This window comes from Streptomyces adustus (assembly GCF_009377175.1).
Classification (GTDB): domain Bacteria; phylum Actinomycetota; class Actinomycetes; order Streptomycetales; family Streptomycetaceae; genus Streptomyces; species Streptomyces adustus.
Genome location: NZ_VJZD01000190.1, coordinates 1 through 18,577, shown reverse-complemented (window position 1 = coordinate 18,577; position 18,577 = coordinate 1). Strand labels below are relative to the sequence as shown.

At 71.6% G+C, this 18,577-nt stretch carries 15 protein-coding genes; 8 read left to right on the top strand and 7 right to left on the bottom strand.

Annotation, left to right across the window (positions count from 1 at the left end; genetic code table 11):
- The 4 genes from FNH09_RS33630 to FNH09_RS33615 form a co-directional block, all read right to left on the bottom strand.
- Nucleotides 1-445: AAA family ATPase (locus FNH09_RS33630; protein ID WP_152893686.1), on the bottom strand; the 445-nt coding region annotated here is incomplete at its 3' end.
- On the bottom strand, nucleotides 445-1,641 hold the full coding sequence (locus FNH09_RS33625; RefSeq protein ID WP_152893685.1) for a DUF4350 domain-containing protein: 1,197 nt from the start codon (nucleotides 1,639-1,641) through the stop codon (nucleotides 445-447). The genes FNH09_RS33630 and FNH09_RS33625, both read right to left, overlap by 1 nt.
- Nucleotides 1,638-2,417 carry a DUF4129 domain-containing protein gene (locus FNH09_RS33620; RefSeq protein ID WP_338017763.1) on the bottom strand — a complete coding sequence of 260 codons (780 nt, stop codon included), beginning with the start codon at nucleotides 2,415-2,417 and terminating at the stop codon, nucleotides 1,638-1,640. Before FNH09_RS33620 ends, FNH09_RS33625 begins: the two co-directional genes overlap by 4 nt.
- Nucleotides 2,418-2,421: 4 nt before the next feature.
- Nucleotides 2,422-3,714 carry a hypothetical protein gene (locus FNH09_RS33615; protein ID WP_152893684.1) on the bottom strand — a complete coding sequence of 431 codons (1,293 nt, stop codon included), beginning with the start codon at nucleotides 3,712-3,714 and terminating at the stop codon, nucleotides 2,422-2,424.
- A 140-nt stretch (nucleotides 3,715-3,854) separates the two neighbouring features.
- On the opposite strand from FNH09_RS33615, the gene mtnA reads away from it, so the two are divergent.
- From mtnA to FNH09_RS33580, 7 genes are all read left to right on the top strand, one after another.
- Nucleotides 3,855-4,997 (top strand): S-methyl-5-thioribose-1-phosphate isomerase, encoded by a 1,143-nt coding sequence (gene mtnA / locus FNH09_RS33610; protein ID WP_152893683.1) that lies wholly within the window; start codon nucleotides 3,855-3,857, stop codon nucleotides 4,995-4,997.
- Nucleotides 4,998-5,188: 191 nt separating this feature from the next.
- On the top strand, nucleotides 5,189-5,878 hold the full coding sequence (mtrA, locus tag FNH09_RS33605) for a two-component system response regulator MtrA (RefSeq protein WP_202919805.1): 690 nt from the start codon (nucleotides 5,189-5,191) through the stop codon (nucleotides 5,876-5,878).
- 1 nt (nucleotide 5,879) lies between these two features.
- Entirely contained in the window at nucleotides 5,880-7,943 is a 2,064-nt protein-coding gene (mtrB, locus tag FNH09_RS33600) for an MtrAB system histidine kinase MtrB (protein ID WP_152893681.1), read from the top strand.
- The gene (locus tag FNH09_RS33595; protein WP_162469488.1) at nucleotides 7,933-9,774 is read left to right on the top strand and encodes an LpqB family beta-propeller domain-containing protein; all 1,842 of its coding nucleotides are present in this window, start codon (nucleotides 7,933-7,935) and stop codon (nucleotides 9,772-9,774) included. Before mtrB ends, FNH09_RS33595 begins: the two co-directional genes overlap by 11 nt.
- 307 nt (nucleotides 9,775-10,081) lie before the next feature.
- Nucleotides 10,082-11,056, top strand: coding sequence for a ComF family protein (locus FNH09_RS33590; RefSeq protein ID WP_152893680.1), 975 nt, complete (start codon nucleotides 10,082-10,084; stop codon nucleotides 11,054-11,056).
- 314 nt (nucleotides 11,057-11,370) lie between these two features.
- The gene (gene hpf, locus FNH09_RS33585) at nucleotides 11,371-12,063 is read left to right on the top strand and encodes a ribosome hibernation-promoting factor, HPF/YfiA family (protein ID WP_162469487.1); all 693 of its coding nucleotides are present in this window, start codon (nucleotides 11,371-11,373) and stop codon (nucleotides 12,061-12,063) included.
- 204 nt (nucleotides 12,064-12,267) lie between these two features.
- Nucleotides 12,268-13,011, top strand: a complete 744-nt coding sequence (locus FNH09_RS33580; RefSeq protein WP_152893678.1) for a response regulator — start codon at nucleotides 12,268-12,270, stop codon at nucleotides 13,009-13,011.
- 57 nt (nucleotides 13,012-13,068) lie between these two features.
- Here FNH09_RS33580 and FNH09_RS33575 read toward each other — a convergent pair whose 3' ends face one another.
- Together FNH09_RS33575 and FNH09_RS33570 are read right to left on the bottom strand one after the other, a co-directional pair.
- Entirely contained in the window at nucleotides 13,069-14,238 is a 1,170-nt protein-coding gene (locus tag FNH09_RS33575) for a winged helix-turn-helix domain-containing protein (protein WP_152893677.1), read from the bottom strand.
- Nucleotides 14,239-14,441: 203 nt separating this feature from the next.
- Nucleotides 14,442-15,020, bottom strand: a complete 579-nt coding sequence (locus FNH09_RS33570; RefSeq protein WP_152893676.1) for a GNAT family N-acetyltransferase — start codon at nucleotides 15,018-15,020, stop codon at nucleotides 14,442-14,444.
- A gap of 255 nt (nucleotides 15,021-15,275) precedes the next feature.
- Here FNH09_RS33570 and secA point away from each other — a divergent pair, with 255 nt between their 5' ends.
- Entirely contained in the window at nucleotides 15,276-18,095 is a 2,820-nt protein-coding gene (gene secA / locus FNH09_RS33565; RefSeq protein WP_162469486.1) for a preprotein translocase subunit SecA, read from the top strand.
- A gap of 79 nt (nucleotides 18,096-18,174) precedes the next feature.
- Here secA and FNH09_RS33560 read toward each other — a convergent pair.
- Nucleotides 18,175-18,577: Rv3235 family protein (locus FNH09_RS33560; protein WP_238427270.1), on the bottom strand; the 403-nt coding region annotated here is incomplete at its 5' end.

The window sequence follows — 18,577 nt, the reverse complement described above, 5'->3', positions numbered from 1 at the left end:
GACGTGGGGTGCCGTCCACCGTGACCTGGCGTTCCTCCATGGCTTCGAGGAGGGACGACTGGGTCTTGGGCGGGGTGCGGTTGATCTCGTCGGCGAGCAGGAGGTTGGTGAAGACCGGGCCGGGCTGGAAGGAGAACTCGGCACTGCGGGTGTCGTAGACCAGCGAGCCCGTCACATCGCTCGGCATCAGGTCGGGGGTGAACTGGACGCGCTTGGTGTCGAGTTCGAGCGCGGCGGCGAGGGTGCGGACGAGCAACGTTTTGGCGACTCCGGGGACTCCTTCAAGGAGAACGTGTCCGCGGCAGAGGAGGGCGACGACCAGTCCGGTCACGGCGGGGTCCTGGCCGACCACGGCTTTGGCGATCTCGGCGCGCAGGGCTTCCAGGGAGGCCCGGGCGTTGCCCTGATCCCTGGTGTACCCGGCGTTGTCAGTGGTCGGGTCCATCATGAACGGCGTACCTCTCTTTCGAGGGCGTCGAGTCGGTCGGCGAGTGCGATCAGGGCCTTGTCGTCGCTGGGCGGCGGGCCGAAGAGGAGGGAGTGCAGCAGCTGTCCTTCGCCGTCCAGGTGGGCGGAGAGCGCGGGGAGCAGGGCCTCGGGCGCGTGCGCCTGGGCCACGGGGACGCCCACGAGGGGGGCGAGTCGGGTGCGGGTGGTGGAGCGAAGAGCGGTGGCCGCGCGGTCGCGGGCGTTCGCTCTGCGGTAGAGGCGGGCGCGGCCTTCGACGGTCTCGGAGGCGCGGATCGCCACGGGGAGTCTTTCGGGCACCAGGGGGCCGAGGCGGCGTGCCCGCCACAGGGCGGCCACGGCTGCGGCGACGAAGAGTTGCAGGGTGCCCCACAGCCAGCCGGACGGGAGCAGGTCCAGGAAGCTCGTCTCACCGTCCTGGTCGGTTGCCGAGGCGTCCGCCGGTGAGGGGAGGTACCAGGTCAGATGCGGCCGAGAGCCGAGGAGCTGAAGCGCGAGCGAGGCGTTGCCCTGCTCGTCGAGGGTGTCGTTGTAGAGGATGTCCGGTGCGCCGAGCACGACGGTGTCGCCGCCGCCGGACGCGTTCGGGACGCGCACCAGGGTGGCCAGGCGTGCGCTGGGGTAGCACTCGTCGGCGTCGCGGTGGGTGGTGGTGTAGCGGATGCCGCCGGTGTCCGCGGTGCCGGCGCGCCGGGCGGCGGGCAGGTCGCAGGCGGGGGAGAGCGTCGCGTCGAGGCTGGTGGCGGGGTCCGCGGTGACCCCGGGGGCGAGCCGTTCGACGGACCAGCTGCCCGCGGCGACGAGTACGGTGCGGCCGCCTGTGTCGGCGGTGGTGGAGTGCAGTCGGCTCTGCTGGCTCTGGGTCAGCAGGTCGGGGACGGCGACCAGCAGGGTGGTGTCCGGGCCGGCCGCGGCGCGGGCTTCGTCGAGGGTCGTCACCACATGGGTGTCGACGCCGCGTTCGGCGAGGAGCGCGGCGACGGCGCGGCTGCCGTAGGGGTCGACGGAGCGTGGGTCGAGTGTGCCGTGCCCGGTGTCGGAGCGGACCACGGCGATCGCGACGCCCCCGGCCAGCAGCAGGACGAGAGCGAGGGCGATACCGCGCGCGCGGGTCCACAGATGCCGGGCGGAGGGCGAGACCGAGGTGGACGGGAGCGTGGCCTCTTGGGTCATTCGGCGGCTCCCTGGCGGGCGCTGTGGGCCGTGCTGGGGGCGCTGGTCGCGAGGTCGGGCTTGGCGCTCTCCAGATCGCGGTCGAGTTCGGCGATGCGGTGGTACGACCGCTCGCCCGCCGTGCGACCGCCGTACGTCACGTCGTCGAAGTCCAGGGCGGCCGTGCGCAGCCGGTCGGCGTGCTCGGGCAGGGCGCGGCCCGCTTCCGCGGCGGCCTCGTCGGCGGTGCGGCCGGGGCGGACGTCGAGCAGAGCGCGTTCCTCCAGGGAGCGGACGATGGCCCGCATGCGTTCCTGGACGGCCCTGTTCCAGTGGCCCTGGGCGGCGTGCGCCTCGGCGGCCGCCCGGTGGTCGGCGGCGGTGCGGGGCCGGTCGTCGAACAGGGCGGGGGAGGACGTGGTCGGGCGGCGCGGGGTGCCCAGGCGCCACCACAGGGCGCCCAGCACGGCGAGCACGGCCAGGACGATCAGAACCAGTCCGACCGTCCCCCCGGGGGTCGCGGTCGAGGCGGTGGCGAGGAGTCTGCCGATCCACTCCCACACGGCGTTCAGGGCGCGTTCGACCAGGCCGGGGTCGTTCTGGTGGTACACGCTCTTGGACAGCTCGCGGCGGGCCGCCTCGCGCGCGGGATCCCGCCCGATCGTCACCGGCGGTTCGTCGGAGCGTGCCAGTGAGCCCATGTATGTGTCGCCGGCGCGCAGCAGGGCCCGTACGACCGTGCCGGTGGTGTGCGGCAGCGCCGGCACTGCTGTGAGAACTCCCCCCGTCGGACTCACCGCATCAGCTCCCTGGGGTGGCGCCGGAGCTGCTGTAGCCCTGGACGCCGGCGGCGCGGGCCAGATCGAGGTCGAGCGCCTCGCGGCGGATGCGCTGGTCGATGTAGAGGAGCACGGTGACGCCCGAGCTGATCGGGAAGGTGATCATGGAGCCGATCACCGCGCCGATGCCGCTGATGACGAGGAACGTCCAGCCGTAGTCGCTGCCGCTGGTGAGGAAGCCGGAGATGCCGCCTCCGCTCAGGGCGGCGGCGAGCAGGGTGAACGGGACGACGACGATCGCGGCGACGATGTTCGCGATGAACGCCCCGAGCAGCTGGATGCCGAAGACCCGCCACCAGGCGCCGCGCACGAGCTTCGCCGAGCGGCTCATCGACTTCTGGATGCCCTGCTTCTCCAGCATCAGGGCGGGTGCGGCCAGCGAGTAGCGGACGACCAGCCACAGGGCGACGACGGCGGTGCCCATGCTGCCCAGGACGGCGAGGGCGGCACCGGGCGCCGCGGCCCCCGCGAGGGCGACGAGGATGCCGGGCACCGCGCCCGCGGCGGTGACGCCGAACGTCAGGAGCAGGAGCAGCAGGATCAGGCCGCACAGTTTCGCGCCCTGGGGGCGGGCGTCGCGCCAGGCCTCGCCGGTGGTCACGGGCTTGCCGATGACCGCACGGCTGATGACGGTGGCGAGCAGTGCGGTGGCCACCAGGGTGCCGATCATGGAGACCAGGACGAGCACGCCGGAGTTGAGCAGGGAGTACTCCATGGCGCGCGTGAGCTCGCCGACCGTCGCGCTCGGGTTGTCGAGGGCCTCGGTGCCGGCGCTCTCGTCCAGGACGAGGCCGCGCAGCAGCACGACGACGGTCTCCGTGACGACCGCGACGGCCAGCGACAGGCCCAGCACCGTGCGCCAGTGGGCGCGCATGGTGGCCACCGCGCCGTCGAGGATCTCGCCGACGCCGAGCGGGCGCAGCGGGATCACCCCGGGCTTGGCGGCGGGCGGCGGGCCGCCCCAGCCCGCGCCCCAGCCGTAGTGACCGCCAGGGCCGCCGGGGGGCCGGTGGCCCTGGCCCGGGACGGGCGGTGGGGGCGGCGGGGTCTGGCCGGTGTTCGGCGGGACGGCCGGCGCGGACCACTGCGCCGGTGGCGGCTGCACCTGGGACCACTTGGCGGCGGGGTTCTGCGGGTCCGCGTCCGAGGGGGCCGTGGGCTGTGCGGCGGTTGGCTCGGTAGGGCCGGGCGCATCGGGCGTCTGCCCGTCGGACGGGGCGGATCCGGGCGAGGCCCAGCCCGGAGTGTCTTTCATCGTCGCTCCTTCACGGTGCCCGTCCGCGGTCGCGGCGGAAGGTTGGCAGACATCGTGCCATGGGGTGGTCATCGGGGGACCGGCCGCGGTCGGGGCTGCACGCCTTCAATTGTCCGACGGATCCGGGGCAGACTGACGGCATGGCTGATCAGTACGCGCAAGCAGGCGAGGGCAAGCGGCCGACCGAGATACCCGTCATCCGTTGGGAGGAGCCGCCCGAGGGCCCGGTGCTGGTGCTCCTCGACCAGACGAGACTGCCGAGCGAGGAGGTCGAACTGGTCTGTACGGACGCGTCCGCGCTGGTGGAGGCGATCCGCTCGCTCGCCGTGCGCGGGGCGCCGTTGCTCGGCATCGCCGGGGCGTACGGGGTCGCGCTCGCCGCCGCCCGTGGGTTCGACGTGGACGAGGCCGCGACGGCGCTGGCCGGTGCCCGGCCCACGGCCGTGAACCTCGCCGTCGGTGTGGGCAGGGCCCGGTCGGCGTACGCGGCCGCGCTGGCCCGCGGGGACGCCCGGCGGCAGGCGGCCGCGGCGGCGCTGGCCGCGGCGCGGCAGCTGCACCGGGAGGACGCGGAGGCCAGCGCCCGGATGGCCGGGCACGGGCTGGCGCTGCTGGACGAGTTGCTGCCCGGCGGCGGACACCGTGTCCTCACCCACTGCAACTCCGGATCGCTGGTGTCGGGCGGGGAGGGGACCGCGTTCGCGGTGGCCCTCGCCGCACATCGGGCGGGACGGCTGCGGCGCCTGTGGGTGGACGAGACGCGTCCGCTGCTCCAGGGCTCGCGGCTGACCGCGTACGAGGCGGCCCGCAGCGGCATGGCGTACACCCTGCTCACCGACAACGCGGCGGGGTCGCTGTTCGCGGCGGGCGAGGTGGACGCCGTCCTGATCGGGGCCGACCGGATCGCGGCCGACGGATCGGTGGCGAACAAGGTGGGGAGCTACCCGCTCGCGGTGCTCGCGCGCTACCACCATGTGCCGTTCATCGTGGTGGCGCCGGTGACGACGGTGGATCCGCAGACGGCGGACGGGGCGTCGATCGAGGTCGAGCAGCGTCCCGGGTTCGAGGTGACCGAGGTCACGGCGCCGCAGGTGCAGCCCGCCGGGGCGGGCGGCGGGATCCCGGTGGCGCCGCTGGGCACGCAGGCGTACAACCCGGCGTTCGACGTGACCCCGCCGGAGCTGGTGACCGCGATCGTCACCGAGGAGGGTGTCGTCTCGCCGGTGACGGCCGAGGCGCTCGCCCGGCTGTGCGCCGGGTCGCGCGAGGCGGCGATGGACTGATGTGATCGGGGTGGGGCGAGGCGACGTGGACGCCTCGCCGGTCACGGTCTGCGGGTCGGCGGTCTGCCGCCCGTGAAGGACGGGGACGCCGGTGTCCGTGGCCGAGGGCAGACAGTGATGGCCGGGTACGACTATCGTCACGGGTCGGTGACCCTGCTCACCTGCACCTCCTTCACCGTTACGAGAATGGGATGATGTCGTTTATGAAGGGACGAGTCCTTGTCGTCGACGACGACAGCGCACTGGCCGAGATGCTCGGTATCGTGCTGCGTGGTGAAGGTTTTGAGCCGTCTTTCGTAGCTGACGGTGACAAGGCGCTGGCCGCCTTCCGTGAGAGCAAGCCCGACCTGGTGCTCCTGGACCTGATGCTGCCCGGACGGGACGGCATCGAGGTGTGCCGCCTGATCAGGGCGGAGTCCGGGGTGCCGATCGTGATGCTGACGGCGAAGAGCGACACCGTCGATGTCGTGGTGGGCCTGGAGTCCGGCGCCGACGACTACATCGTGAAGCCGTTCAAGCCCAAGGAGCTGGTCGCCCGCATCCGGGCGCGCCTGCGCAGGTCCGAGGAGCCGGCACCGGAGCAGCTCGCCATCGGCGACCTGGTCATCGACGTCGCCGGGCACTCCGTGAAGCGGGACGGGCAGTCGATCGCGCTGACGCCGCTGGAGTTCGACCTGCTGGTCGCGCTGGCCCGCAAGCCGTGGCAGGTGTTCACCCGCGAGGTCCTGCTGGAGCAGGTGTGGGGCTACCGGCACGCGGCGGACACCCGTCTGGTCAACGTGCATGTGCAGCGGCTGCGCTCCAAGGTCGAGAAGGACCCGGAACGCCCGGAGATCGTCGTGACCGTCCGAGGTGTGGGCTACAAGGCAGGACCCAGCTGACATGACCGGTGACAGCGCCGCTTCGGCGTCCGGGCAGAACGGGGCCCGAGCCGGGCGGCCTGTCGACCGGAAGACGATGACTTCCCGTTGGGGACGTCTGTGGGAGGGCGGGCTGCTCCAGGGCGGGGTCCAGGGCAGCCCGGTGCTGCGCCTGGTCATGCGCTGGGTGCGTCGGCCGCTGCTGCCCGTCATGCGGCTGTGGCGGCGCAACATCCAGCTCAAGGTCGTCGTCACGACGCTGCTGATGTCGCTCGGAGTCGTCCTGCTGCTGGGCTTCGTCGTCATCGGACAGGTGCGCAACGGCCTGCTGGACGCCAAGGTGAAGGCCTCGCAGAGCCAGGCCACCGGCGGATTCGCGGTGGCCAAGCAGAAGGCGGACGAGGCGGCGGCCGGTACCGACGGCGATGCGGCCACGGTGGACGGCCGGCCCTCCCAGAACGTCATCGAGTGGATGAGCAACCTCGTGTCGTCGCTCTCCAGCGGCGGCCAGGGCGCCTTCGACGTGGTGACGCTGCCCGCGGGCGACGACAGCGGCGGCGGCCGCGGACCGCGCGCCTCCGGCGGTGTCGACCCGACGAAGAGCGTGCCCGACGAGCTGCGCGCGCGCATCGACAGCAGCACGGCGGCCGCGCAGGAGTACACCCGCATCCTCTACAAGGACGACGGCAAGGAGTCCCAGCCGGCCCTGGTCATCGGCAAGCAGGTCAACGACCCCAACGGTGACCCGTACCAGCTGTACTACCTCTTCCCGCTGACGCAGGAGGAGAAGTCCCTCAGTCTGGTCAAGGGGACCCTGGCGACCGCCGGCCTCTTCGTGGTCGTGCTGCTCGGGGCCATCGCGTGGCTCGTGGTGCGGCAGGTCGTCACGCCGGTGCGGATGGCCGCCGGGATCGCCGAGCGGCTGTCCGCGGGGCGCCTCCAGGAACGTATGAAGGTCACCGGCGAGGACGACATCGCGCGGCTCGGCGAGGCCTTCAACAAGATGGCGCAGAGCCTCCAGCTGAAGATCCAGCAACTGGAGGACCTGTCGCGGATGCAGCGGCGGTTCGTGTCCGACGTGTCGCACGAGCTGCGCACACCGCTGACGACCGTACGGATGGCCGCGGACGTCATCCACGACGCGCGCGCGGACTTCGACCCGATCACCGCGCGGTCGGCGGAACTGCTCGCCGACCAGCTGGACCGGTTCGAGACGCTGCTCGCGGACCTGCTGGAGATCAGCCGCTTCGACGCGGGCGCGGCGGCCCTGGAGGCCGAGGCGATCGACCTCAGGGAGGTCGTGCGGCGTGTGGTCAGCGGTGCCGAACCGCTGGCCGAGCGCAAGGGCACGACGATCCGGGTCGTCGGCGACCTCCAGCCCGTCGTCGCCGAGGCGGACGCCCGCCGGGTGGAGCGCGTGCTGCGCAATCTCGTCGTCAACGCGGTCGAGCACGGCGAGGGCAGGGACGTGGTCGTGAAACTCGCCTCGGCGGGCGGTGCGGTCGCGGTCGCGGTGCGCGACTACGGCGTCGGGCTCAAGCCCGGCGAGGCCACCCGCGTCTTCAGCCGCTTCTGGCGGGCGGACCCGGCACGCGCGCGTACGACCGGGGGTACGGGCCTTGGACTGTCCATCGCCCTGGAGGACGCGCGGCTGCACGGCGGCTGGTTGCAGGCCTGGGGTGAGCCGGGCGGCGGTTCGCAGTTCCGGCTGACGCTGCCGCGCACCGCGGACGAGCCGCTGCGCGGTTCGCCGATACCCCTGGAACCCAAGGACTCGCGGCGCAACCGCGGGCTCGACGAGGCCGGTATCCCGCGCGGGGGAGGCGAGAAGGCCGCCACCGTGCCGATGCAGTCGACCGGTGAGCACAAGACGCCGTCGAGGGCCCCGCTGGGGCCGCGCACAGCGGGTGTGGCCGCCACCGCGGACCCGACCGCGCTGCCCGGCAATGGCGCGCGCGTGGTGCCCAGGCCCGCCACGGGCGGGCCGAGACAGGACGACACGCCCGCTGTGGAGGCGGCCGCGTCCCGCCGGGACACCCGGTCCCAGGACGCGGACAAGCAAGGGGAGGCATTTCGTGGGCGCTGACCGCGAGGGGGGCGCCCGGCGGATGCCGGGGCGCGCGGTGGTGGCCTACGCCGCCAGTGGGGTCGTACTGCTGGCGGGGTGTGCGTCGATGCCCGACGACGGGGACCTGCGAGGTGTGGAGTCCACGCCGCGCCAGGACATCCAGGTGCGGGTGTTCGCCATGCCGCCGCGGGAGAACGCGCAGCCCTCGGAGATCGTCCAGGGCTTTCTGGAGGCGCTGACCAGCGACGACCCGACCTATGCGACGGCACGGCAGTATCTGACGGGTGAGGCCAGGCAGACCTGGAAGCCCGATGTGTCCACCATGGTGCTGCTGGACGGCCCGGGCACCGAGGCCGATCCGTCGGGGGGCCGGGCGGACGGCGACGACTTCTCGTTCACCCTGACCGGCACCATGGTCGCGGCCGTGGACGCCCAGCAGGCGTACACGCCCGCTTCCGGGCGCTACAGCCAGCCGGTGCACCTCACGAAGAACAGGAAGACCGGGCAGTGGCGCATCGACGGTCTGCCGCAGGGCGTCGTCATGGGCAAGTCTGACTTCGAGCGCAACTACATGTCCGTCAACAAGTACTACTTCGCCTCCAACAGCGCGGATGCGGGAACCGGACAGCCGACGGGCGTGGCCGATCCGGTCTATGTGCGCGAGCGCGTGGACCCGATGACGGAGATGGTGCGCTCCCTCCTCCAGGGCCCCACCAGCTGGCTGCGGCCGGTGGTCAGGTCGAGCTTCCCCACCGGCACGGCGCTGGACAAGGGGGTCACCTCGCTGACGCCCGACGACCAGAACAAGCTGACCGTGCCGTTGAACGACAAGGCCGCCCGGGTCGGGCACACCCAGTGCACCGAGATGGCGGCCCAGCTCCTGTACACGCTGCACAACCTCACCCCGGCGGTGGACGAGGTCGAGCTGCGGGCGGGCGGCGCACGGCTGTGCTCGCTCGACGAGGAGTCGGCCGTGGCCGTCGCCGCGCGGGGCTCGGCCAGCCACCCCGACTACCTGTACTTCATCGACGGCAAGCACCGGCTGGTGCGGATCCCGGGCGGCAGCGGCGACACGCCGAAGGCCGAGCCGGTGCCTGGGCCGCTCGGCGAGGAGGTCAAGCAGCTGCGGGCGGCGGCCGTCTCGCGGGACGAGCACACGGCGGCCGGAGTGAGCGTCGACGGCAAGGCGCTGTACGTCGGTTCCCTGGTCTCGGGCAGTTCGCTGGGGGAGCCCGTGCTGCGCAGCACGGGCAAGACGGAGACCGACCGGCTGACCACGCCCAGCTGGGACGCGCGCGGCGACCTGTGGGTGGCCGACCGCAACCCGGTCGCGCCACGGCTGCTGCTGCTGGAGCAGGGCGCGGGCGTACCGCTGGAAGTGCGCGCTCCGGCGCTGACCGGGCGGATCAGGGACGTACGGGTGGCCGCCGACGGGGTGCGTATCGCCCTCGTGGTGGAGGAGAAGGACGGCAAGGAGTCCCTGCTCATCGGGCGGATCGAGCGCGACGAGAAGGACGGCGAGCGGCCGGTGGTGTCGGTCCTCGAACTGCGCTCCGCCACTCCTGAGCTGGAAGAGGTCACGACCATGGCGTGGGCCGGCGACAGCCGGCTCGTGGTGGTCGGGCGCGAGCAGGGTGGCGTGCAGCAGATGCGGTACGTCGAGGTCGACGGCTCCGTGCCGGAGGGGCCGACGCCCGCCGCCGTGACCGGCGTGAAGGAGATCGCGGCTTCCGAGGACGAGCGGTTGCCCCTGGCGGCCTACTCGGAGGACGGGATCGTCCGGCTGCCTTCCGGCGCGCAGTGGCAGAAGGTGGTCAAGGACGGATCGGCTCCGGTTTATCCGGGGTGATCCGGTCGGCCGGATCCGGGTTTCCGGGTCCGGGCGACGTCCGTCCCCGGTTTTCGGGGTGCGGGCGTGCGGGCAGAGGTTCCGGATTCTTTCCGGATAAAAGGTTGAAGCAGACGGCCGTTTTCGTTCGGGGTGTCCCCGGTACGGAGGCGGCCGTCCGCTTTTCCGGCCTGTCCTGTCGTTTCGCCGCCGTGTGGGGTGCCTGCGCATGTGTGGGGTGTCTGTCCCTCGGAAATGCGCGGAGTTTTCCACAGGGTGTTTTCCACAGGCCTGGCCGAGCGGTGTGGGTGCGGGCACAGTGGTGGACATGCGGGGGTGGTGGCGGGACCTCACCGATCTGGTGCTGCCGGCCGAGTGCGGAGGCTGCGGACGGCCTCGCACGGTGCTCTGCGCGCCGTGCCGTGCCGTTCTGTACGGGGCCGCACCGGGCCGGGTGCGGCCGGTGCCGCGGCCGCCCGGGCTGCCGGCCGTGCACGCGGCGGCGCGGTACGGGGACGAGGTGCGGGCCGTGCTGCTGGCCCACAAGGAGCGGGGCGTGCTGGCGCTCGCGGGACCGCTCGGCACAGCTCTGGCGGGAGCCGTGCGGTCGGGGCTCGCGGCGGCCGGGGCGCGGACCGGCGGGGTCGTCACCGGACCCGGACCCGGAGCCGGCCGGGCCGCGGCGGGGGCCGAGGTGCCGGTGCTGCTTGTTCCCGTGCCGTCCGGGCGGCGGGCGGTGCGGGCGCGGGGGCACGACCCGGCGCGGCGGATCGCGCTGGCGGCCGCCGGTGAACTGCGCCGCACCGGGACACAGGCCCGGGTGCTCGCCGTGCTGCGGCAGCGGCGGTTCGTGGCCGACCAGGCGGGGCTCGACTCGCGGCAGCGGCTGGCGAACCTCGCGGGCGCGCTGACGGTGGCTCCCGGCGCGGGGCGGCTGCTGGAGGCGGGACCGGTCGTGCTCGTCGACGACCTGATGACCACCGGTGCCTCCCTCGCCGAGGCGGCACGGGCGGTGCGGGCGGTTCGGGTCGAGCGGGCCGAGCGGGCCGTGCGGGCGGAGGCGGCGCGGGCGGGGGCGTACCGGTGGCCGGATACGGGCGAACGAGGGTTCATGGGGGCCACCCCCGTGTATCCGCGAGCAGGTCGGGAAGGCAGAGAGGAACGAACGGACGGGACGAGCGAAGGGAGGCCGGGGCCGGTTCGGTCCGGACGGTCACGGGCGGACGACGACGAGTGTCGTGGCCCGGTCTGTGCAGCCGTGATCGCGGCGCCGCCGGATTCTTTCGAAATAAACCGGAACTGACCGTGGGCTTGTGTCGTTGCAGGTAATGAGCCGGTCAATTCACCTGAACGGAGGTACGTCGCGTTAGAGGGTGACGACATCCGTCCGGGCGAGATATGTTCGGTTGTGAGGGAAAGCCGCAGGCCACCCTCGCATATCCGAATGCCGTGCCGTGGTTTTGCGCTATCGGCGACGGCATCGGGGGTGTAGATCTTGCCCATGGGGGAGGAGGAGGTGGAAGTCGCCGAGTCCGAGGTTCCGGAGTTCGCCGGAGCCTGGTGCAAAAGGGAGATGCCCCGCCGTTGATGCGGGGCGATCCGGGAACGGAGTTCTGCGTGGACATCGTCGTCAAGGGCCGCAAGACCGAGGTGCCCGAGCGGTTCCGCAAGCACGTGGCCGAGAAGCTGAACCTGGACAAGATCCAGAAGCTCGACGGCAAGGTGATCAGCCTCGACGTCGAGGTGTCCAAGGAGCCCAACCCCCGACAGGCCGACCGCTGTGACCGAGTGGAGATCACGCTCCGCTCCCGCGGTCCGGTGATCCGGGCGGAGGCGGCGGCCAACGATCCGTACGCGGCACTCGACCTGGCAGCGGAGAAGCTGGACGCCCGGCTGCGCAAGCAGCACGACAAGAGGTACACGCGCCGTGGCGCCCGCAGGCTCACGGCGGCAGAGGTCGCCGACCACGTCCCGGGAGTGGCGACGCTCAACGGCAACGGCCACCCCGTCCCGGCGGAAGCCTCGGACAGCGTGCCCACGAAGCGGATCGGTTCACTGGAAGTGCAGGGCGACGGCCCCCTGGTGGTCCGCGAGAAGACACACGTCGCCGCTCCGATGACGCTCGACCAGGCTCTCTACGAGATGGAGCTGGTCGGACACGACTTCTACCTGTTCGTCGACTCCGAGACCAAGGAACCGAGTGTCGTCTACCGGAGGCACGCGTACGACTACGGTGTGATCCACCTCAGCACGGACACGATGGTCACCCAGGCGCACTCCCCCGACGCGGGCGGAGCGCTCGGTGGCTGACCTTCACGGATGACAGATGAGACGGTGCCCCTGGAGCGCGCTCGCGCCCCCAGGGGCACCGATGTGCGCCTGCCGCGTGCACCGCTCTGTCACCGTGTTGCGGTGCGGGCATGAAAGCATGGGGGCCGCGGCTCAACCGGTGGGCCGCTGCCTTGGGTTGGCGATGGCACAGGACCACGGCCAAAGCCTTCAGGGGGAGGAACGATGGCGGACAGCTTCGGACCGATGCATGACGGGGATGCGGGAGGCGTCGTCGGCATGGGCCCGGACGCGGGTACTTCACGCAAGGAGCCGATCAGAGTCCTTGTCGTGGACGACCATGCCCTGTTCCGCCGTGGCCTGGAGATCGTGCTCGCCGCCGAGGAGGACATCCAGGTCGTGGGAGAGGCGGGCGACGGGGCCGAAGCCGTCGACAAGGCCGCCGACCTGCTGCCGGACATCATCCTGATGGATGTGCGGATGCCGAAGCGCGGGGGGATCGAGGCCTGCACCTCCATCAAGGAGGTCGCCCCCAGCGCCAAGATCATCATGCTGACGATCAGTGACGAGGAAGCGGATCTCTACGAGGCGATCAAGGCCGGTGCGACCGGCTATCTGCTCAAGGAGATCTCCACCGACGAGGTGGCCACCGCCATCCGCGCGGTGGCCGACGGGCAGTCGCAGATCAGCCCCTCCATGGCATCGAAGCTGCTCACCGAGTTCAAGTCGATGATCCAGCGCACGGACGAGCGCCGACTGGTGCCCGCGCCCCGGCTGACGGACCGCGAGCTGGAGGTGCTCAAGCTCGTCGCCACCGGGATGAACAACCGGGACATCGCCAAGGAGCTGTTCATCTCCGAGAACACCGTGAAGAACCATGTGCGCAACATCCTGGAGAAATTGCAGCTGCACTCCAGGATGGAAGCGGTGGTGTACGCGATGCGGGAGAAGATCCTCGAAATCCGGTGACGGCCGGACCGCGGGCGGCGGCCGAGGCGAGGGCAGCCGGCCGCCGTGCGGCAGGTCCTAGGCGAGGGCCCGGGCGAGTTCCGCGGTGAGCGGAGCGCGCAGTTCGGGGGCGTCCACGCGCTCCACGCGGACGTCCGTGCAGTCCACCCAGCCCGCCGCGGCCACCAGGGCCTCGGCCACCGCCGCAACGGCCTTCGGGCCGTCCAGGGTGACCTGCTTGGCGACCAGCGTGCGGCCCTCGCGGGCCGGATCCACCCGGCCGACGAGACGGCCGCCGGCGAGCACCGGCATCGCGAAGTAGCCGTACACCCGCTTGGGCTTGGGAACGTAGGCCTCCAGACGGTGGGTGAAGCCGAAGATCCGCTCCGTGCGCGCCCGCTCCCAGATCAGCGAGTCGAACGGGGACAGCAGCGTGGTGCGGTGACGGCCGCGCGGCGCGGTCTCCAGCGCCGCCGGGTCGGCCCAGGCGGGCTTGCCCCAGCCCTCCACCGTGACCGGGACCAGACCCGAATCCGCGACCACCGCGTCGAACTGCTCGCCCTTGAGACGGTGGTAGTCGGCGATGTCCGCGCGCGTACCGACGCCGAGGGACTGGCCGGCCAGGCGGACCAGGCGGCGCAGGCACTCGGTGTCGTCCAGCTCGTCGTGCAGCAGCGCGGCCGGGATCGCCCGCTCGGCCAGGTCGTACACCCGCTTCCAGCCGCGGCGCTCGACGCACACCACCTCGCCGTACATCAGCGCCCGCTCGACCGCGACCTTCGTGCCGGACCAGTCCCACCACTCGCTGGTCTTCTTCGCCCCGCCCAGCTCCGTCGCGGTGAGGGGGCCCTCGGCGTGCAGCTGCTTGACCACCTGGTCGTAGGTGCCCTCGGGCAGCTCGTGGTTCCAGTGCGGGCGGTTGCGGTAGGCGCGACGGCGGAAGGCGAAGTGCGGCCACTCCTCGATGGGCAGGATGCAGGCGGCGTGCGACCAGTACTCGAAGGCGTGCGTGTCCGTCCAGTAGGCGTCGTCCACCGTCCGGCGGCCCACGGCGCCCAGGCGTGCGTACGGGATGAGCTCGTGGGAGCGGGCGAGCACCGAGATGGTGTCGAGCTGGACCGCGCCGAGATGACGCAGGACACCGCGGACGCCGGCCCGGCGGTCGGGGGCGCCGAGGAAGCCCTGTGCGCGCAGCGCGATGCGTCGGGCGTCGTCCGCCGAGAGGGGGATGGGGCGCGGGGTCGTCATACATCCGCACGATAGAGGGTGGCACTGACAGCGGGAGACGACGAGGGCGGGCACGGGACGGGCGGACACGCGCGCGCGGACACGCGCGCGGACACACCGACACGCCCGGACGCCGACACGCGGTCGTACGGGCGTGCGGCCCGGGGCGCGCGGCCGTGCCTGCCCGCCCTCCCCTGACGCCGGACCGTCCCTGACGCCAGGTCCTAGGCGGAGCGCCCGGGGGCGGGCAGGTACGGCGCCGTGGACGCCAGTCCCAGGTCGGAGGGCAGCAGGGAGCCCACCCAGCAGTCCCGTCGTACGCCCTTGTTGTTGATCGCGGAGCGCAGCGTGCCCTCGACGGTGAAGCCGGACTTCTCCGCCACCGCGCGCGAGGCGTGGTTGCCGACCTCGGCGCGCCACTCGACGCGGTCGACCGCGAGCCGGGTGAAGGCCCAGTGGGCGGCGGCGAGGGCGGCCTCGGTGATGTAGCCGTTGCCGCGGTGCTCCTTCGTGGCCCAGAAGCCGATCTCCGTCATCCCCAGGGAGCGCATGGTGAGCGCGAGCATGCCCACCAGGTCCCCCGCGGGGAGGAAGACGCCGAAGGTGAACATCGAGCCGTCGGCCCAGCCGTCCGGGACCAGCTGGTGCGTGAAGCCCTGGGCGTGCTCGGGAAGGTAGGGCGAGGGGATCGTGGTCCAGCGCTGGATGTCGGGGTCCTGGGCGGCGCCGTACACGGCGTCGGTGTCCTCCGGGCCGACGGTGCGCAGGACCAGCCGGCCGGTGGTGAGCGTGACGGGTTCCATCGGCCGATTCTGCGCGCGTCCGGCCGATGGGCGCCATCTCTTTGCGCCGCGTGAGCCTGTGATCACGTTTCGTGCAATTCGGCGGCCGGGCGCGGCACCATCCGAGTGCTCCGTACGTTGTGCCCATTGAAGACGGCCGTCGTGGTGGCGGCAGGCCTCCCGGGGTGGTGGGGTCCTCGCATACGATGGCCGTTGCTCAGTAAGTCAAATGGAAACCGACCGTCCCAGGCCCGACCGGCAAGGAGACCAACCCCCGTGTCCGTCCTCTCGAAGATCATGCGTGCAGGCGAAGGCAAGATCCTGCGCAAGCTGCACCGCATCGCGGACCAGGTCAACTCCATCGAAGAGGACTTCGTCGACCTCTCCGACGCCGAGCTGCGGGCCCTCACCGATGAGTACAAGCAGCGCTACATCGACGGTGAGAGCCTGGACGACCTGCTGCCCGAGGCCTTCGCCACCGTGCGCGAGGCCGCCAAGCGCGTCCTCGGCCAGCGGCACTACGACGTCCAGATGATGGGCGGTGCCGCCCTGCACCTCGGCTATGTCGCCGAGATGAAGACCGGCGAGGGCAAGACCCTGGTCGGCACGCTGCCGGCTTACCTGAACGCCCTCTCCGGAGACGGCGTCCACCTCATCACGGTCAACGACTACCTGGCCGAGCGCGACTCCGAGATGATGGGTCGCGTCCACAAGTTCCTGGGCCTGGAGGTCGGCTGCATCCTGGCCAACATGACGCCGGCCCAGCGTCGCGAGCAGTACGCGTGCGACATCACGTACGGCACGAACAACGAGTTCGGCTTCGACTACCTGCGCGACAACATGGCGTGGTCGCAGGACGAACTGGTCCAGCGCGGTCACAACTTCGCGATCGTCGACGAGGTCGACTCCATCCTGGTCGACGAGGCCCGTACGCCGCTGATCATCTCCGGCCCGGCCGACCAGGCCACCAAGTGGTACGGCGACTTCGCCAAGCTGGTCACGCGCCTGAAGAAGGGCGAGGCGGGCAACCCGCTGAAGGGCCTGGAGGAGACCGGCGACTACGACGTCGACGAGAAGAAGCGCACCGTCGCCATCCACGAGCCCGGTGTCTCCAAGGTCGAGGACTGGCTGGGCATCGACAACCTGTACGAGTCGGTGAACACCCCGCTCGTCGGTTACCTGAACAACGCCATCAAGGCCAAGGAACTCTTCAAGAAGGACAAGGACTACGTCGTCATCGACGGCGAAGTCATGATCGTCGACGAGCACACCGGCCGTATCCTCGCCGGCCGCCGCTACAACGAGGGCATGCACCAGGCGATCGAGGCGAAGGAAGGGGTGCCGATCAAGGACGAGAACCAGACGCTCGCCACGATCACCCTCCAGAACTTCTTCCGCCTCTACAACAAGCTCTCCGGCATGACCGGTACGGCGATGACCGAGGCCGCCGAGTTCCACCAGATCTACAAGCTCGGCGTGGTCCCGATCCCGACGAACAAGCCGATGGTCCGCAAGGACCAGTCCGACCTGATCTACCGCACCGAGGTCGCCAAGTTCGACGCGGTGGTCGACGACATCGCCGAGAAGCACGAGAAGGGCCAGCCGATCCTGGTCGGCACCACCTCGGTCGAGAAGTCCGAGTACCTCTCGCAGCAGCTCAGCAAGCGCGGCATCCAGCACGAGGTGCTCAACGCCAAGCAGCACGACCGTGAGGCGACGATCGTCGCCCAGGCCGGCCGCCGGGGCGCCGTGACGGTCGCCACCAACATGGCCGGCCGTGGTACCGACATCAAGCTCGGCGGCAACCCCGAGGACCTCGCCGAGGCGGAGCTGCGCCAGCGCGGCCTCGACCCCGAGGAGCACATCGAGGAGTGGGCCGCGGCCCTGCCCGCCGCCCTGGAGCGCGCCGAGCAGGCGGTCCGGGCCGAGAAGGAGGAGGTCGAGGAGCTCGGCGGCCTCTACGTCCTCGGCACCGAGCGGCACGAGTCGCGCCGGATCGACAACCAGCTGCGCGGTCGTTCCGGCCGACAGGGCGACCCGGGCGAGTCCCGGTTCTACCTCTCCCTCGGTGACGACCTGATGCGGCTGTTCAAGGCCCAGATGGTCGAGCGCGTGATGTCGATGGCGAACGTGCCCGACGACGTGCCGATCGAGAACAAGATGGTCACGCGCGCGATCGCGTCGGCCCAGTCGCAGGTCGAGCAGCAGAACTTCGAGACCCGCAAGAACGTCCTGAAGTACGACGAGGTCCTCAACCGTCAGCGCGAGGTCATCTACGGCGAGCGGCGCCGTGTCCTGGAGGGCGAGGACCTCCAGGAGCAGGTGCAGCACTTCATGAGCGACACCATCGACGCCTACATCGCCGCGGAGACCGCCGAGGGCTTCCCGGAGGACTGGGACCTCGACCGGCTGTGGGGCGCGTTCAAGCAGCTCTACCCGGTGAAGGTCACCGTCGAGGAGCTGGAGGACGCGGCCGGCGACCGTGCCGGCCTGACCGCCGAGTTCATCTCCGAGTCCATCAAGGACGACATCAACGAGCAGTACGAGGCGCGCGAGGCGCAGCTCGGCTCCGAGATCATGCGTGAGCTGGAGCGCCGGGTCGTGCTGTCGGTCCTCGACCGCAAGTGGCGTGAGCACCTCTACGAGATGGACTACCTCCAGGAGGGCATCGGCCTGCGCGCAATGGCGCAGAAGGACCCCCTGGTCGAGTACCAGCGCGAGGGCTTCGACATGTTCACCGCGATGATGGAGGGCATCAAGGAGGAGTCCGTCGGCTACCTGTTCAACCTGGAGGTCCAGGTCGAGCAGCAGGTCGAGGAGGTCCCGGTCGAGGACGTCCAGCCGTCGCTGACGAAGGAGACCCAGGACGTGGTCCCGGCCCAGGCCGGCGCGCGTCCCGAGATCCGCGCCAAGGGCCTGGAGGCCCCGCAGCGCCGGGACCGGCTGCACTTCTCGGCGCCCACCGTGGACGGCGAGGGCGGCATCGTCGAAGGCGACTTCGCCGAGGACGACGAGCCCGTGCGCTCGGAGGCCGACGGCCTCACCCGCGCCGAGCGCCGCAAGCAGGGTCGTCGTATCGGCCGTCGCAAGAAGTGACGCACGCCCCGTGCGGGGCGAGCGTGAGCGGTGAGTCGTGAAGGGCCGGGCATCCTCGGGGTGCCCGGCCCTTCGGCGTTCAGCAGTCGTCCGTCAGGGGCCTGCGGGGGCCGCCCAGCTCCACCGCCGTGCAGCGCCAGCGCCGGTCGGCGCCCAGCTCCAGCCGGAAGGCCATGGCCCGCAGCCGGTCGCCCGCGTCGATGCGGGCGAAGGCCTCGACGGCGCCCGGGCGGGGGACGTAGTAGCCGATGTCGCGGACCACGGGGCGGCTGCCCCGGGTGCCGCGCAGGGGGCCGTGCTCGGCGAGCCAGGCCAGTTCGTCGTAGGCCCGGCCGACGGTGTGCCGCAGCATGCGGTGGACGGGGTGCAGCCCGCTGAGCACCGCGAGGAGACGCTCGGCGAAGACATCGGTGGGGCGGGGCTGGGGGACCTGCCGGAGGGGCGACCCGGCGGGGACGACCGGCACCGGGGAAGTGACGGGC

Bases quoted from the DNA above. Each gene is read 5' to 3' on its own strand.
- FNH09_RS33580 (WP_152893678.1), top strand. From the start codon at position 12,268: ATGGCGGACAGCTTCGGACCGATGCATGACGGGGATGCGGGAGGCGTC.
- FNH09_RS33615 (WP_152893684.1), bottom strand. From the start codon at position 3,714: ATGAAAGACACTCCGGGCTGGGCCTCGCCCGGATCCGCCCCGTCCGAC.
- FNH09_RS33625 (WP_152893685.1), bottom strand. From the start codon at position 1,641: ATGACCCAAGAGGCCACGCTCCCGTCCACCTCGGTCTCGCCCTCCGCC.
- mtrB (WP_152893681.1), top strand. From the start codon at position 5,880: ATGACCGGTGACAGCGCCGCTTCGGCGTCCGGGCAGAACGGGGCCCGA.
- FNH09_RS33590 (WP_152893680.1), top strand. From the start codon at position 10,082: ATGCGGGGGTGGTGGCGGGACCTCACCGATCTGGTGCTGCCGGCCGAG.
- mtnA (WP_152893683.1), top strand. From the start codon at position 3,855: ATGGCTGATCAGTACGCGCAAGCAGGCGAGGGCAAGCGGCCGACCGAG.
- FNH09_RS33570 (WP_152893676.1), bottom strand. From the start codon at position 15,020: ATGGAACCCGTCACGCTCACCACCGGCCGGCTGGTCCTGCGCACCGTC.
- mtrA (WP_202919805.1), top strand. From the start codon at position 5,189: ATGATGTCGTTTATGAAGGGACGAGTCCTTGTCGTCGACGACGACAGC.
- FNH09_RS33575 (WP_152893677.1), bottom strand. From the start codon at position 14,238: ATGACGACCCCGCGCCCCATCCCCCTCTCGGCGGACGACGCCCGACGC.